Genomic DNA, 15364 nt, shown 5'->3' with positions numbered 1-15364 from the left:
GGCTTCGATGAAACGGCTGTACTCCCTGTTGCTCTGCCTGGCCCTGGCGGGCCAGGCCTGCTGGGCAGAGGACCTGATGGACAATGCCGACCTTGCACCCGGCAACGACCTCGGTGAACCAGTGATCATCCGCCTGCTGCCGGCCGGTGCCGGCCAGGCTGCGGTGATCGAGCAACAAGGGTTAGGCAACCGCGCCGCCCTCGACCAGAACGGTCAGGCCCTTCTGGGCCGTATCGTCCAGTCCGGCGGTGCCCAGGAAGCGTACATCTTGCAGGAAGGCAGTGACCTGATGGCCATCATCAGCCAACAGGGAAATGGCAACAGTGCGTCGATTCGCCAGAGCGGCAGCAGCAACAACGCCGCCATCGAGCAGATCGGCAACGACAACAGCGCCAGCATCGTGCAGTCCGGCTCAGGGCTCAACAGCTCCGTGACCCAGGCTGGCAATGGCCAGCATGTTCAGATCACCCAATACCGATAGACCTGGAGGCACCACCATGTACAAGCTCGCTCCGTTAAGTGCCGCTATCGTCCTGGCCCTCGCAGGTCAGGCCATGGCTGCTGACAGCACCTCGTCCCAGACCCAGGACGGCAAGGAAAACATCGCCGAAGTCTCTCAGACCCAGGCATCCTTCGCCTCGGCCACCCAGAACCAGACTGGCATGGGCCACAACCACCTCGCCGTGCAGGCCGAAAGCACCAGCGATATCCAGCAGAGCGCCACCGGCCAGTACAACGCCGGCTACGCCGAGCAACTGTTCGAGAACGGCAGCCAGATCACCCAGCACGCCGGAGGCAGTTACAACGATGCCTTCGCCAGCCAGTCGCTTGGGTCGAACAACGAATCGCTGCAAACCCAACAAGGCGTCGGCAATAAATCCACCGTGTGGCAGGACAGTCAGGAAGGCAGCAAAGCCACCAGCGGGCAATCCGGCCAGCGCAACGAGGCTTTCATCGAACAGACCTTCGGTGGCAGCAACAATCGCAGCACCGTCAACCAGACCGGCCAGGACAACTACGCCACCGCCGAGCACCTGAACCATGTCGATGGCGATATCCAGGTCTATCAGGAAGGCCACGACAACTGGGCCTATGGCGACCAGCGCGAAGGCACTGGCGGCACCATTGCCATTGGCCAGTACGGGGGCGGCAACTCCGTGGAAGTGTGGCAGGACACACAGATCGGTAGCCAGGCCTCCGTGGTCCAGACCGGCCAGTCGAACGAAGGCTATATCGACCAGAGCTTCGGCGTCAGCAACAAGGTCAGCCTGTCGCAGCAAGGCAATGCCAACGCCAGTTGGTCGGACCAGTTCGAGACCAACAACTCGACCACCACCATTACCCAGACCGGCAACAACAACCTGCATTTCACCTATCAGAACGGTGAAAACCTCAACCTGACCATCAACACCCAAGGCAATGGTAACAGCATCACCGCCAGTAACTGGAAAGGCGCCAAGATGGGTGGCCAGTTCGGCACCAACCAGAACGCCACCATCAACCAGGCTGGCAATGGCAACGGCGTCAATCTGACCCAGAAGGGCGCTGACCAGCTGGCCACGCTGACCCAGACGGGTAAAGGCAACCAGATGTCGACCAAGCAGGATGATGTCAGCAACGAGCTGTACTTCGAACAGAACGGCACTGACAACATTCTGATCGCCGACCAGCGTGGGACCGACAACTATGCCTACGGCAGCAGCCAGGGCACCGGCAACACCATCACGCTCGACCAGTCCGGCTATAGCAACCAGAGCTACACCAACCAACTCTACGGAAGCGGAAACGAAGCCACCATCAAACAGACTGACAGCATCAACGTCGCCTACGTGACCCAGGGAGGCCAAGGCAACAAGGCGTTCGTCGACCAGAGTGGTGTCGCCCAATCCGCCACCATCACCCAGCTGGGCAGCGCGAACCTGGCCACTGTGACCCAGCAGTAAACCGCTCCCCCTTGAACCGCGGTGCTCCTCTCCCTGGTGCCGCGGTTCCTTTTTCTGTCATCCCGTCCTCTGCCATCGTTCGATCCGGCCGGCGCGTGTAATCCCCTGACGTGTAGCTGTCGGGTACAATGGCAAACCGCTCGAAGATGTGCAGCCACATGATCCAGTCCGACCTCGACCTGTTCGGCCCCCAGCCGCAACGCCTGGCCAGCCACACCGTGCTGCTGCCCGGCTTCGCCCTGGCCGAAACCGAGGCGCTGCTCGATGCCCTGCGTCCGGTGCTGCGTGCTGCGCCGTTCCGGCACATGTACACCCCAGGAGGCCTGCGCATGGCAGTGGCCCTGACCAACTGCGGTACGCTGGGGTGGGTGAGTGATCAACATGGCTACCGATACAGCCCCAGCGACCCAGTCAGTGGCCAGCCCTGGCCCGCCCTGCCCCCGGTTCTGCTCGCCTTGGCCTCCCGCGCCGCAGCCATGGCCGGGTTTGACGGTTTCGTGCCGGATGCCTGCCTGGTCAACCATTACCTGCCGGGCACGCGCCTGAGCCTGCACCAGGACCGCGACGAGCAGGATTTCGGTCAGCCGATCGTGTCGGTGTCGCTGGGCTTACCGGCGGTGTTCCTGTTCGGCGGCCTGCAGCGTGCCGACAAGGCTCAGCGCATTGCGCTGAGCCACGGCGATGTGCTGGTCTGGGGTGGCGTAGACCGCTTGCGCTTCCACGGCGTGCTACCGATCAAACCCGGCGTGCATCCGCGCCTGGGCGAACGGCGGATCAACCTGACCTTGCGCAAGGCGGGTGCCTGAACAGGGGCCGTCATCTGCCACCCAGCGCAAAACAAGATGAACGCACATGAAACACATTGAACATCTTGGCCAGGCAAGCTTCGAATGATAAGCCGCCTTTCTTTTGTATGGAGCCTGCCATGCCCAACCCGTGTGGTTCTTCGAGCCGTTGTAACGGAGCCATGTACCGATGAAGATGCCTGGCCGCGCCCCCAATGCTTCGCTGCAACTCGATTACGTACGCGACACCCTGTTCGGCCCGGTGGCGCAACGAGTGGAATGCCAATGCCAGCTCGCCGCCCTCAACCTGCAAGGTCGCCCAGGGCTGCGCCTGCACGTTTGCCCCCCACTGCCTGACAAGATCGACCGAGCTCACAGTGTGGCCTTCGTCTGGGATGGGCGGAGTTATCACGGCGTGGTTCGCGAGAAGGGAAAGTGCGGCGACGGTGGCCTGAACCTGCTGCTGGAACTGCAATAAGCCGATCAACGGCGGCCGTGGCCGCGCTCGTGGCTGCTTATACCCGGCCAGCCTGGGCTGACCGGGGCACGACAGGCGCGCTCAGGCAATCGCCTTGAGTGGCGCCGGGTGGCTATCACGCAACGCATGCAGCTGCTCCACCAGGTTGACCAGGTCACGACAACTGTTGAGGTCTTGCAGCGCGACCCCGCTGAGGGTCACGCCTTGGTCGAGATCCTGGCCCTGGCCCAGGCGGATGATCAAGTGCGCGCCATCCGGGCAACTCACTTCACAGCGGTCTGGCAAGCAGGCCTGCTCGATCAGTTGCCGCATCTCTAGCATAGAAACGCCTATCAACGACATGGTACGACCCTCTCTGTGGGATGGCCTGTTGTATGGAAGTACGCCTTTGTCGGGCGGGGCGCCAATTGATATTGCGCATGCTCGGCCAGCTGACCATGCTCCCCGGCAATGAGCATGCGGGGAATCCTCTAGCACCTTAGTGGAAGATTCCCCGCGGCGGCCGAGTGTTCGAATGCATTAGCAGACTTAACGACGAGTGGTCTCGGTCAACTAGGCGTTGGCCAGGCCCCAGCCGGGAAAGGCCAACCAATTGCATCAGTGTGCGGCGCCTCCCCTCTCGTCCTGCATCTGCCCAAACCGCCCGGCATGGAAATCATCGAACGACTCGGCAATCTCCGCCTGGCTGTTCATCACGAACGGGCCGTAGCCAACGATCGGCTCGTCGATCGGCTCACCGCTGAGCAGCAGCACACTTGCGCCGTCCAGCGCCTCGACGGCTACATCTACACCCTCCCGGTCGAGCAGTACCAGGCTGGACGGGCCTGCTTCGCGCTCGCCGTTGATTCGAACGTTACCACGCAACACCACCAGCGCCGCATTGCGACCGGCAGCAACCGGCAACTGCAAGGCCGCGCCGGCGTTGAGCCGCAAATCCCACACGTCCATCGCGGTAAAGGTTCGAGCCGGACCCTGGTGGCCGTGGTAGTCACCGGCAATCACCCGCAAGCTCCCGGCATCACCGTCGAGCGCTACCACCGGAATGTCGCCGGCCAGCAGCGTCTGGTAGCCGGCCGCTGCACGCTTGTCCCGCGCCGGCAGGTTCACCCACAGCTGGACCATTTCCAGCGTGCCGCCACTGCGTGCAAAGTCGGGGGAATGAAACTCCTCATGAATGATGCCGTTGGCCGCCGTCATCCACTGCACGTCACCTGGACCGATCAACCCGCCAGCACCGGTGGAATCAAGGTGCTCCAGTTCACCTTGGTAGACGATGGTCACGGTCTCGAAGCCGCGATGCGGATGCTGGCCTACGCCGCGTCGTGCTCGGGTCGGGGTGAAATCATGTGGACCGGCGTAGTCCAGCAGCAGGAACGGGCTGATCTGGCTGGCCAGGTTGTCGTAGGTGAACAGGCTGCGCACCGGGAAACCATCACCCACCCAATGGGCGTGGGGGCTGCGGTGAATACCCAGAATCTTTTTCATGAGAAGGCTCCTCTCTTGGTTGAGGTAACCTTATCAATGATGCCAATCAAGCGGTAGACGGCTGAAATGGCATGCATCGTCCCACCTGCAGAACAGTCAACCCTGCAAGAAATCGAGCACCTGCTCGGCCGCCATGGCCGGGTCTTCCTGCATGAAACAGTGCCCACCAGGAACTTGCCGTGCGGTCACATTGCGGTTCAGCAGCGCCAGGCGATTTACCGAATGTGGCACAAAGGGATAGGTGTCCTCGCCATACAACACCCGTGTCGGCGTCCTGATTGCGGCCAGACTGGCCCACATGCGTTTAGGGAATGAGCTGAAGATCTCCACTTCACGGCTGGGCCGGCACTTGAGCACCACGGCCTCGCCACAATCACCGATGGCATGCTCGACATAGGCCTGCAGTGCCGCATGGGTCCAGCCTTTGAAGATGCCGCGCCCTTCCAGCGAGGCCAACGCCGACTCGCGATCGGGCCAGTGGCTACGGCGGCTGGCGGCCTTGCGGGCCAGGGCGTGACGCTGATGCAGGCCGACCAGGGCTGCCGCCCCCATCACACCGATCATGCGTCGGCTGAACAGTACCGGGTCGAGCAGCACGGCACGTGCGAACAGTTGCGGCTCACTGCCCAGGATCAGCCCCGTGAGCACGCCACCAAAGCTGTGCCCTGCGGCAAACCGCTGTACGTCGCCATACTCGCCACGTCCGCCCTGAAAGGCCTCCACCGCCAGGGCAGCGGTGCGGTTCCAGCCGCGAAACACCCCACCATGATCACTGTCCCCATGGCCCTGAACGTCGCAGAGCCACAGGTCGAAATGCTCGCCCAGGCGCATCAGCAACGGTTGGTAGGCCAGGCAACAGAAGCCATTGCCATGCAGAAAGTGCAGCAGTGGTTTGCCACTGGCCGGAGTTCGCCAGCCACGCAGGGTGAAACCTTCGGCGCATTCGTGGGACCAGGGAATCAACTGCATCGGCTTACTGTACTCTCGGGGTCAGGAAAATGCTGATTCTACAAACAGCAGCGGGTACAGGGAAATCACCAGCAACAGGGCCATCACGACATTGAACAGCATCAGCCAGTGCGAATTCTGCAACAGGTTGCGCAGGGCGCTGCCGAACATCACCCATACCCCCACGCTGGGCAAGTTGACCAAAGCGAACAAGGCCGCAATGACGATCACGTTGGTTACATAGCCTTGCGCTGGCGTGTAGGTGGTAATCGCCCCTACCGCCATCACCCAAGCCTTGGGGTTGACCCACTGGAACGCCGCCGCACCCCAGAAGCCCAGCGGTTTGCGGGCACTGGACGCGGCCGTGCCGACCGGCCCGGAAGTGGCGATCTTCCAGGCCAGGTAAAGCAGATAGGCGGCGCCAGCGTAGCGCAGCACCGTGTACAGGGGTGGCCAGGCCTTGAATACCTCACCCAGCCCCAGGCCGACGGCCAGCACCATCATCATGAAACCAAAACTGATACCCAAGGCATGAGGGACCGAGCGGCGCACGCCGAAGTTCACCCCCGAGGCCAGCAACATGGTGTTGTTGGGGCCAGGCGTGATGGAAGATACGAAGGCAAACAGCACAAAGGCGGTCAGCAGGTCGGCAGAGGCAAGCATGGCGGGCATTCCACTTTCTTTATAGGTGCTGTCACACTACCGGAGCCGCCACTCCCAGCGACCGTTACAGTTTGATTAAATTATGCAGATACAAATCACTGTATCGCCAATCCGGACCAAGGAAGCCGTCACCATGAGCCTCACCTTTCGCCCTGCCGTGCGTACCGATGCCGAGCAGATCCTCACCTTCATCACCGAACTCGCCGAGTACGAACGCGCCCGCCACGAGGTGGTCGCCACCCTTGCCGACATCGAGCACAGCCTGTTCGACGAAGGCAGCACTGTGCACGCCCTGATGTGCGAGCGTGATGGCCGTGCAATCGGCTTTGCCGTGTACTTCTACAGCTACTCGACCTGGCTCGGGCGCAATGGCATCTATCTGGAAGACCTGTACGTAACCCCCGAACATCGCGGCGATGGTGCCGGCCGGCAGTTGTTGCAGCACATTGCCCGCGAAGCGGTGGCGAACAACTGTGGGCGTCTGGAATGGAGTGTGCTGGACTGGAACGAGCCAGCGATCGGCTTCTACCAGAAACTGGGGGCCGAGGCGCAGGATGAGTGGGTGCGCTACCGGCTGGATGGCGACAAGCTGGCGGCATTCGCCCGCGGGTGATCACCCGGTTTCTGCACTTCTGCCTGCTGGAAGAGGACTTCAGGCCTGAGCCTGTCGTACCTGCTGTTCGACAGCCTCGCACGCTGTATGACATTGACGCCAAGCCCGCCCCATGCTCTCCTTATGCCTCGCGTTCAGGTGCCCCTCAGGGGGTGAAACGGGAAACCGGTGCGTCCCAGGCCCTTCAGCAGGGCCGGACAATGCCGGTGCTGCCCCCGCAACGGTAAGCGAGTGAAGCGTCTGTACCACTGTGCCTCGTAGTACGGCATGGGAAGGTGACGCGTTCCAGGAGCCCAGCTCTTCCTCGCAAGCCCGGAGACCGGCCTGGCGTTCATGAACACCCCGCGGTGGGCGGGCGCTGTTGCATTCCCTTGGGCGACCACGTCCGGGGCTGCCGCGCTCGCCTATTGCCCACAAAAAGCAGAGGATCGCGTCATGCCCGTCACCAGCGCCAAACAACACAGCCTTGCTACCCCCGTTACGCTCAGCCAGCGTGTAACCATCGCCGTCGGTGCCAGCTTGCTGGGTCTGTGCCTGGTCTACTTTGCCGGGTTCTCGCACATCGAGGCCGTGCACAACGCCGCCCACGACACCCGCCACAGCGCCGCCTTCCCCTGCCACTGAGTACGCCTGATGATCACGCGCATTGCCCGTACTGCGGGCTTCAGCGGGCTCCTTGCAGCCCTGTTGCTGACCTTGCTGCAAAGCTTCTGGGTGGCTCCGCTGATTCTGGAGGCGGAAACCTACGAGTCCTCGGCCCCGGCCGTACACCACGAACACGGCAGCGAAGTTGCCGCTCATGAACACAGCGCTGAAGCCTGGTCGCCGGAAGACGGCTGGCAGCGCGTGCTGTCCACCACAGGCGGTAACCTGGTGGTTGCGGTCGGCTTCGCCCTGATCCTCGCCGCCCTGTACAGCCTTCGCGAGCCCAAACGCGCCGCCACCGGCGCATTGTGGGGGTTGGCTGGCTTCGCCGTGTTCTGCCTGGCCCCAACCCTGGGCTTGCCACCAGAACTGCCGGGTACGGCGGCCGCCGACCTGGGGCAACGCCAAACCTGGTGGGTCGGTACAGCCAGTGCCACAGCGCTGGGCCTGGCCTTGCTGGTGTTCGCCCGCCACTGGCTGCTGAAGGCGCTGGGCGCCGTGCTGCTGGTCATTCCCCATGTAATCGGTGCACCGCAACCCGAGGTGCACGAAAGCCTGGCCCCTGAAGCATTGGAAACCCAGTTCAAAGTCGCCTCCTGGCTGACCAACGCCGCCTTCTGGCTGGCCTTGGGCCTGCTCAGCGCCTGGCTGTTCCGCCGTTCCAGCCAGGCTTGATGCCTGCCTTCTATGCCGGTTTTGGCTGCCGCCGGGGTTGCCCGGCGGATACCTTGCAACGCTTGCTGTGCCAGGCCCTGGACAAACAGGGCCTGGCATTGGCTGACCTGCGCGGTATCGCAAGCATCAGCCTGAAGGCCGACGAGCCCGGCTTGTTGCAACTGGCAGAACACCTCGGTTTGCCGTTGGTGCTGTACCATGGCGCGCAACTGCAACCCTATGAACCACTGCTCAGCCACCGTTCCGCCGTTGCTCACCGGCACAGTGGCTGCTGGGGCGTAGCCGAAAGCGCGGCTCTGGCCCTGGCCAGCCAGCGGCAGGGTACGGCCAGGCTGCTGCTGACGCGCCAGGTACTGGGCCCGGCGACACTCGCCCTGGCCTGCTGAGCGTTTCGCCCCCTCTTTCTTGCCAGGACTTTGCATGACCATCTACTTTATCGGTGCCGGCCCCGGCGACCCGGAGCTGATCACGGTCAAGGGCCAACGGCTGATTCGCCAGTGCCCGGTGATCATTTATGCCGGTTCACTGGTACCCGCCGCCGTGCTCGAAGGCCACCAGGCCGAAACCGTGATCAACAGCGCCGAACTGCACCTGGAACAGATCATCGCCGCCATGCGCAGCGCACATGAAAAAGGTCAGGATGTGGCCCGGGTGCACAGCGGCGACCCCAGCCTGTACGGCGCCATCGGTGAGCAGATTCGCCACCTGCAAGCGCTGGGCATCGATTACCAGATCATCCCCGGCGTTACCGCCACGGCAGCGAGCGCCGCCCTGCTCGGCTGCGAGCTGACGTTGCCTCAAGTGGCGCAGACCGTGATCCTCACCCGCTATGGCGACAGCTCGCCCATGCCGCCGGGTGAGCAGTTGGGTGACCTGGCGCGCCATGGCAGCACCCTGGCAATTCATCTGGGGGTCAAGCACCTGTCGCGCATTGTCGCTGAGTTGATGCCGCACTACGGCGCGCACTGCCCGGTTGCGGTGGTGCATCGGGCCACCTGGCCAGACCAGGATTGGGTGTGCGGCAACCTCGGCGATATCGTCGAACGCGTAGCGGCCAAGGATTTCCGGCGCACGGCGCTGATTCTGGTAGGCCACGTCCTGGGGGATACACCGTTCGCCGAATCGGCGTTGTACCGTGCCGGGCATGCCCACCTGTACCGCCCTGGCGACTGAACATTGCCAGCCTTGCCTCGGGCGTAGCAGACTCCGGGTTCCCGCCTGCGAACAGGAGTCATGCCCATGCTGGAACTAAGCCCCAACTGCGAGTGCTGTGATGCCGACCTGCCGGGTGACAGCCCCGACGTCATGATCTGCTCCTTCGAATGCACGTTCTGCCGTGCCTGTGCCGAAACCCGCTTCCAAGGCCGCTGCCCGAATTGTACCGGGCAGTTGGTAGCCCGTCCGACGCGGGTCGGTCAGGCATTGGCCAACAACCCTGCCTCCACGCTGCGGATACACAAACCGCACGCTGCCTGCGCCTGAACAACTGCAAAGCACCGGCATCACCGCTGTTTCAGGGTGATGTCTTTCCTGTTTCTTGTAGGACTTTCCAACAATAAGCACTGGGGATTTCAACACTTCTATACTCGGCATTACCAAACCTCGGGAATGGTCGTATCGTGCAGCGCTTCCGATAACCCCACTTGCAGACGTATTCCTGAGTGTTCCAGGAAGCGGACCACATCCCTACAGGAGTTTTCCTCATGACAACCGTGCTGATCGTCGACGACCACCCTATTGTCCGGCTGTCGTTGCGCCTACTGCTCGAGCGCGAGCGCTTCCATGTCATCGGCGAGGTCGGCAATGGCAGTGAAGTGGCTCAGGTAGCCCGCGAACTGCGCCCGGACGTAGTCATTCTCGACATCGGCCTGCCTGGCCTGGACGGCATGGAAGTCATCAAGCGATTGCAGAGCCTGGAGCCGGTACCGAAGATCATGGTGCTGACCGGCCAGGCCACCGATCTGTATGTGCGTCGCTGCCTGGATGCCGGGATAGGTGCCTTCGTCACCAAGGAAGAGGACCACGAGGCCCTGCTGTTCGCCCTCAAGGCCCTGACCAAAGGTTATTCGACCTTTCCGCAAATGTCGGTCAACAGCAACTCGCTGGAGAGCGAGCCAGTGCGCCTGGCCAGTCTCTCCAACCGAGAAATGGAAGTGCTGCGGCGCCTCGCGCGCGGCGAGAACAACAAGAACATCGGCACTTGCATGAACCTCAGCGCCAAGACCATCAGCACCTACCGGGGCCGTATCATGGAAAAGCTCAAGACCGAGTCACTGGTGGAAATGGTCGACCTGGCCAAGCGCAACAGCGTCTATTGAGCGCTCGGCTGCCATGAAACAGTTGCTGGCGAGCGTCCTTCTGGCTATCGGTCTGGCCAACTCCACGGAACTGCAGGCCAGCAGTGAACCACGCCATCTGCTGGCGCGCTCGATCAGTGCCGCTGCCCCACTGACGTTATCCGGCGATGATCGCCACTGGCTGAAACAACGCGAACGCCTGGTAATGGGCAGTGCGCGCCCCGATTACCCCCCGTTCGAAATCAACGTCAGCCAGCATGACTATGAGGGACTGAGCGCAGACTACGCCGGCATCATCGGCGAACAGCTGGACATCCCCATTGAAGTACGTCGTTTTGACAGCCGTCACGAGGCCATCACTGCCCTGCGTGATGGCCGTATCGACTTGTTGGGTAGCTCCAACGCCTTCGAGGCGGCGGACGCCCAGCTAAGCCTCAGCACCCCCTATGCCGACGACCTGCCAGTGATAGTCACCCGTGAAGGGCGCAGCTTGAAAAGTACGCCCGAGCTCGCCGGCCTGCGCCTGGCGATGGTCGATCACTACCTGCCGGCCGCCAGCGTTCGCACACTGTACCCCAAGGCGCAACTGAGCCTGTACCGCTCGACCCTGGCCGGGCTCGCTGCCGTGGCGCTGGGCGAGGCAGACGCCTATCTGGGCGATGCCATCAGCACTGACTACATGATCGGCAAAAGCTTTCAGGGCACGTTGAAAATCGACCATTTTTCCCAACTGGCCCCAGAGGCTTTTGCCTTCGCCATCGCCAGCGACAACCCGCGCCTGCATCGGCTGGTGGACAAGGCGCTGTCACGCATAAGCGAAAGTGAACGCCTGAACATTCTGCGCCGCTGGAGCAGTGGTAACACCAGCCTGCTGCTGCAGCGCCACCTCACGGCCTTGAGCGAAGAAGAAGAATCCTGGATCACCGCCCACCCCACTGTCAGCGTACTGGTCAATACCTCGCTGGCACCGTTGACGTTCAACGATGCTCAGCACCGCCCTAGCGGTATCACCCTGGACCTGCTCAAGCAGATCTCGCTGCGCACGGGGCTGCAGTTCACACCCGTCGAGAGTGCTTCATCGCAGGCCATGATCGACCGCCTGGTGCGGGGCGAGGCACAGATGATCGGGGCGCTGGGCTATGGTGCCGACCGCTTGAAGCAACTGCGCTACACCCGCCCCTACCTGGTCAGCCCGCGCGTGCTTGTTACCCGCAACGACGGTGAATCACCTGCACAGGCCAAGGCTCTGGATGGCAAGCGCATCGCCTTGGTGCGCGGCTCACCGCAGCAGGCCGTTTTGCAACAGCGGTACCCGCAGGCCGAGATAGTCGAAGTTGACAACCCACTGGGCCAGATGGAGGCCGTGGCCAACGGTGTTGCCGACGCTGCCCTGAGCAGCCATATCAATGCTGCCTATTACATCAGCCATGTGTTCAAGGACCGTTTGCGCATCGCCAACATGCTCGACGACGCTCCGGCCATTGCCGCCTTTGCCGTAGCCGCCGACCAGCCCCAATTGCAGGCCATTCTCGACAAGGCGCTGCTAAGCATTCCACCTGAAGAACTGGACCAGTTGATCAACCGCTGGCGCACCAGCACACTGGTGAGCGACAGCCCCTGGCGCGACTACCGCACCCTGGCTTTGCAGGTGCTGGTGCTGTCGGCCCTGCTGCTGGCCGGGGTGGTGTTCTGGAACAGTTACCTGCGCAAGCTGATCAACCAGCGCACCGAGGCACAGCACGCGCTTCAGGCACAGCTCGCGCTGAGCCGCGGGCTGCTGGAACAGTTACGCCAGGCCAAGGACGATGCCGAACAGGCCAGCCAGACCAAAAGCACCTTCCTGGCCACCATGAGCCATGAGATCCGCACCCCGATGAATGCCGTGATCGGTCTGCTGGAACTGGCCCTGGAAGATAGCCGCAGCGGCCGCAGCGACGCCCAGACCTTGCAGACCGCCCATGATTCGGCCATTGGCCTGCTTGAGCTGATAGGCGATATTCTCGACATTTCCCGCATCGAATCCGGGCACATCAGCCTGCAGCCAGTACCCACCAATCTGGTCGAACTGGTGCGCGCCACGCTGCGGGTGTTCGAAGGCAATGCCCGGGCCAAAGGGTTGCATCTACACGGCGAGCTGCCTGCAGAGCCGGTATGGGTGCTGGCTGATCCACTGCGACTCAAGCAAATTCTGTCCAACCTGATCAGCAACGCCATCAAGTTCACCGACCGTGGTGAAGTGCAGGCATGCCTGCTGCTGCCCAAAGTTGCCGGCCACGGCATTCTGGCTATCGAGCTGAATGTGCGCGACACCGGCATCGGCATCAGCCCCGCCGACCAGGCCAGGCTGTTCAGTGCCTTCGTTCAGGTCGATGGCCCGAGGGCACGTCAAGGGGCAGGCCTGGGGTTGGTCATCAGCCGTACCCTGGCCGAACTGATGGGCGGCGCCCTGAGCCTTCAGAGCGTCGAGGGTGTTGGCACCCGGGTACAAGTCAGCCTTCGGTTACCTGTCTGCGAAGCACCGGCACAAGCGGACCCGCAACTCACCACACATGAAAGTAACAGCGGCCCGCTCAATATCTTGGTGGTCGACGACTACCCGGCCAACCTGCTTTTGCTGGAACGGCAACTGCAAACCCTGGGGCACCATGTGACACTGGCGGAGAATGGCGAGATCGCCCTTGCACGCTGGCAGGAAGCGCGCTTCGACCTGGTGATCACCGATTGCAGCATGCCGGTCATGGACGGGCATGAACTCACCCGGCGCATTCGCAGCCTGGAGGGCGAGCGCGGCCTGCCAGCAGGCCGTATTCTTGGCGTGACCGCCAATGCCCAGGCCGAGGAGCGTACTCGCTGCCTGGCCAGCGGCATGGACGAATGCCTGTTCAAGCCGATTGGTCTGCGCACGCTCAAGACCCACCTGCCCCAGGTGCGCCCTCAGCAGCCGTCGCCGGAGCCTTTCCATAGTGGGTTCGACCTGGCCGAACTGCGTCACCTGACCCAGGACGACGAACAGTTGACGCGGCATTTGCTGGAGCAATTGTCGATAAGCGTCGGTGAAGATCTGGCCGCCCTGCGTGCCTTGTCAACAGACGCCCCTGATGAAACCGTGCGCGCCCTTGCCCACCGCATCAAGGGTGGCGCCAAAATGATCAGGGTGCGCACTGTGGTCAAAGACTGTGAAGCTATCGAGCACGCCCACGCAAAAGGGCTGCCGACCGTCGAACAGCGCGCGCAACTGCAAGTCAGCCTGCAGGCACTGCTTGACGAGATGCGCGAGGCGCTCAATGCAATTGCAGCGTCGAGGTTATCTGGCTGATGGCATCCACGACGTGCCGTGAGCCTTGCTGGATTTCCATGATCACCGTCCCCGCCTCATTGGCCAGCGCCACGCCGTGACCGGTGCGGTTGAGGCTCGATTGCATGCTGGCCACTGCCAATAGCGACAGGTCGTGGTTCTGCCGCACCACATCGACGATTTCCAGGGTGGCCTTGCTGGTTCGCGCGGCCAGGTTGCGAACCTCATCGGCCACCACGGCAAAGCCGCGCCCGTGCTCGCCGGCACGCGCTGCCTCGATGGCTGCATTAAGGGCCAACAGGTTGGTCTGGTCGGCGATGCCCCGAATGGTCAGCACAATCTGCCCGATCACATCCGACTGCCTGTTTACCGCGTCGATACTGCGCGCAGCGTCGTTAAGCTCCTGGGAAATCTGCTCGATTACCTGCACCGCCTGCTGCACCACTTCGGTCCCCTTGCGCGCGCAGGCATCGGTCTGCACCGAGCTGGCATGGGCGGCATGGGCGGCGCTTTGCTGGGTGCAGACCTGATGGGTGATGTCGCTGGCAAACTTGACCACTTTGCACAGGCGGCCCTTGCTGTCGAAGATCGGGTTGTAGGAGGCCTCCAGAAAAACGGTCTGGCCCTGCTTGTTGACGCGTTCGAAGCGGTGCGAGTGGTATTCGCCACGGTTCAGCGAAGCCCAGAACTCTCGGTACTGGGCCGATTCGCGTTCATGCGCCAGGCAGAACAGCCCGTGGTGGCGGCCAACCACTTCATCGAGGCGGTAGCCCATGGTGTCGAGAAAATTCTGGTTGGCCTTGAGCACCCGGCCTTGCGGGGTGAACTCGATCACCGCCATGGAGCGGCTGATGGCCTTGAGCAGGCTTTCGCTCTCGTGCTCCAGCACCACCCGCTGGGTGATGTCCGACGCCACCTTGATTACGCTGGTGACTTGCCGGTGCTGGTCCAGCACGGGCATGTAGCTGGCTTCCAGCCAGACCTCGCGCCCCGCCTTGTCGATACGCTCGAACGTACCGCTGATAGCCTTGCCCTGCCCCAACTCGCGCCACAGTTGCTGGTACTCGGCGCTTTTTGCATAGTCCGGCTCACAGAACAGCCGGTGGTGCTTGCCACGCAGCTCGTCGGCGCTGTAGCCCATGGCCTGGCAGAAGCGCTCGTTGGCGTCGAGAATAGTACCGTCAGGGGCGAACTCGATCATCGCCATGGAACGGCCGATAGCGGCCAGTTTGGCTTGCGCATCGGCCAACGCCTGGCGGGTGCGCTGGATTTCTGCCAAATCAGACTTGCGATGGAAATCGAACATGACGCGGGGCTCCCTATGCACGGTTTTCTGAGCATAGATCGCCGTTGGCAGGTCGTGGCATTTGTGGCGCCTCAGAGAGCCAGCGCCGCCCGCGCGGCGCATCGCGAGCAAGCTCGCTCCTACATTTGTTTCGGGCCAGTATCGCCTGTGCCTGCGCACGCGACCGCCCTGTTTGTTCTCCGCGATACCGAGGTGAGCGCCAAGGGGACGTGCGCGTCTGCCCCAAGAATA

16 protein-coding genes, 2 pseudogenes and 1 riboswitch are annotated in these 15364 nt (G+C 62.5%); of the genes and pseudogenes, 12 read left to right on the top strand and 6 right to left on the bottom strand.

Going from position 1 to position 15364, the window contains the following annotated elements; all coding sequences use genetic code 11:
- Positions 1–7: 7 nt before the first annotated feature.
- From ACF8FB_RS24980 to ACF8FB_RS24965, 4 genes are all read left to right on the top strand, one after another.
- Entirely contained in the window at positions 8–481 is a 474-nt protein-coding gene (locus ACF8FB_RS24980; RefSeq protein WP_010954270.1) for a curlin, read from the top strand.
- A gap of 16 nt (positions 482–497) precedes the next feature.
- Positions 498–1943, top strand: a complete 1446-nt coding sequence (locus ACF8FB_RS24975) for a curlin (protein ID WP_392510189.1) — start codon at positions 498–500, stop codon at positions 1941–1943.
- 158 nt (positions 1944–2101) lie between these two features.
- Complete coding sequence (alkB, locus tag ACF8FB_RS24970) at positions 2102–2749, top strand: DNA oxidative demethylase AlkB (protein ID WP_010954271.1); 648 nt, start codon at positions 2102–2104, stop codon at positions 2747–2749.
- A gap of 169 nt (positions 2750–2918) precedes the next feature.
- A complete protein-coding gene (locus ACF8FB_RS24965) occupies positions 2919–3206 on the top strand; it encodes a hypothetical protein (RefSeq protein WP_003253801.1) in 288 nt (95 codons plus the stop codon).
- Between the two features lie 81 nt (positions 3207–3287).
- Here the strand turns inward: ACF8FB_RS24965 and ACF8FB_RS24960 are convergent, their stop codons facing one another.
- The 4 genes from ACF8FB_RS24960 to ACF8FB_RS24945 form a co-directional block, all read right to left on the bottom strand.
- Positions 3288–3548: a DUF1652 domain-containing protein gene (locus ACF8FB_RS24960; RefSeq protein WP_392510188.1), complete on the bottom strand. Its 261-nt coding sequence runs from the start codon at positions 3546–3548 to the stop codon at positions 3288–3290.
- A gap of 255 nt (positions 3549–3803) precedes the next feature.
- Positions 3804–4691, bottom strand: coding sequence for a pirin family protein (locus ACF8FB_RS24955; RefSeq protein WP_392512291.1), 888 nt, complete (start codon positions 4689–4691; stop codon positions 3804–3806).
- A 96-nt stretch (positions 4692–4787) separates the two neighbouring features.
- The gene (locus tag ACF8FB_RS24950; RefSeq protein ID WP_010954274.1) at positions 4788–5660 is read right to left on the bottom strand and encodes an alpha/beta fold hydrolase; all 873 of its coding nucleotides are present in this window, start codon (positions 5658–5660) and stop codon (positions 4788–4790) included.
- A 21-nt stretch (positions 5661–5681) separates the two neighbouring features.
- Entirely contained in the window at positions 5682–6311 is a 630-nt protein-coding gene (locus ACF8FB_RS24945; protein ID WP_392512289.1) for a LysE family translocator, read from the bottom strand.
- A 124-nt stretch (positions 6312–6435) separates the two neighbouring features.
- Between ACF8FB_RS24945 and ACF8FB_RS24940 the strand changes: the two genes are divergently transcribed.
- The 8 genes from ACF8FB_RS24940 (at position 6436) to ACF8FB_RS24905 (ending at position 13848) form a co-directional block, all read left to right on the top strand.
- Positions 6436–6915, top strand: coding sequence for a GNAT family N-acetyltransferase (locus ACF8FB_RS24940; protein ID WP_010954276.1), 480 nt, complete (start codon positions 6436–6438; stop codon positions 6913–6915).
- Between the two features lie 119 nt (positions 6916–7034).
- Positions 7035–7258: riboswitch (cobalamin riboswitch) on the top strand.
- A gap of 92 nt (positions 7259–7350) precedes the next feature.
- Positions 7351–7539, top strand: a complete 189-nt coding sequence (locus ACF8FB_RS24935) for a CbtB domain-containing protein (RefSeq protein ID WP_014590842.1) — start codon at positions 7351–7353, stop codon at positions 7537–7539.
- Between the two features lie 9 nt (positions 7540–7548).
- Entirely contained in the window at positions 7549–8235 is a 687-nt protein-coding gene (locus tag ACF8FB_RS24930; protein ID WP_049587686.1) for a CbtA family protein, read from the top strand.
- Positions 8235–8621, top strand: a complete 387-nt coding sequence (locus ACF8FB_RS24925) for a cobalamin biosynthesis protein (protein WP_020190465.1) — start codon at positions 8235–8237, stop codon at positions 8619–8621. The genes ACF8FB_RS24930 and ACF8FB_RS24925 overlap by 1 nt, the downstream gene beginning before the upstream one ends.
- Positions 8622–8655: 34 nt before the next feature.
- Complete coding sequence (cobM, locus tag ACF8FB_RS24920; protein ID WP_010954279.1) at positions 8656–9408, top strand: precorrin-4 C(11)-methyltransferase; 753 nt, start codon at positions 8656–8658, stop codon at positions 9406–9408.
- Positions 9409–9474: 66 nt separating this feature from the next.
- Positions 9475–9717 carry a DUF1272 domain-containing protein gene (locus tag ACF8FB_RS24915; protein WP_392512286.1) on the top strand — a complete coding sequence of 81 codons (243 nt, stop codon included), beginning with the start codon at positions 9475–9477 and terminating at the stop codon, positions 9715–9717.
- Positions 9718–9938: 221 nt separating this feature from the next.
- Positions 9939–10553, top strand: a complete 615-nt coding sequence (locus ACF8FB_RS24910; RefSeq protein WP_003253824.1) for a response regulator transcription factor — start codon at positions 9939–9941, stop codon at positions 10551–10553.
- Between the two features lie 13 nt (positions 10554–10566).
- Complete coding sequence (locus ACF8FB_RS24905) at positions 10567–13848, top strand: transporter substrate-binding domain-containing protein (RefSeq protein ID WP_392512284.1); 3282 nt, start codon at positions 10567–10569, stop codon at positions 13846–13848.
- Here the strand turns inward: ACF8FB_RS24905 and ACF8FB_RS24900 are convergent.
- Both ACF8FB_RS24900 and ACF8FB_RS24895 read right to left on the bottom strand, forming a co-directional pair.
- Positions 13814–14245 (bottom strand): annotated as a pseudogene (locus ACF8FB_RS24900) (methyl-accepting chemotaxis protein); the annotation flags it as partial. The gene ACF8FB_RS24905 and the pseudogene ACF8FB_RS24900 overlap by 35 nt on opposite strands.
- A gap of 105 nt (positions 14246–14350) precedes the next feature.
- A pseudogene (locus ACF8FB_RS24895) lies at positions 14351–15028 on the bottom strand (PAS domain-containing protein); the annotation flags it as partial.
- Positions 15029–15364 lie beyond the last annotated feature (336 nt).

This window comes from Pseudomonas sp. yb_2 (genome assembly GCF_043103905.1).
GTDB classification, from domain to species: domain Bacteria; phylum Pseudomonadota; class Gammaproteobacteria; order Pseudomonadales; family Pseudomonadaceae; genus Aquipseudomonas; species Aquipseudomonas alloputida.
Note: the sequence above shows the minus strand (reverse complement) of the source record. Positions and strands in the feature narration are given on the sequence as shown.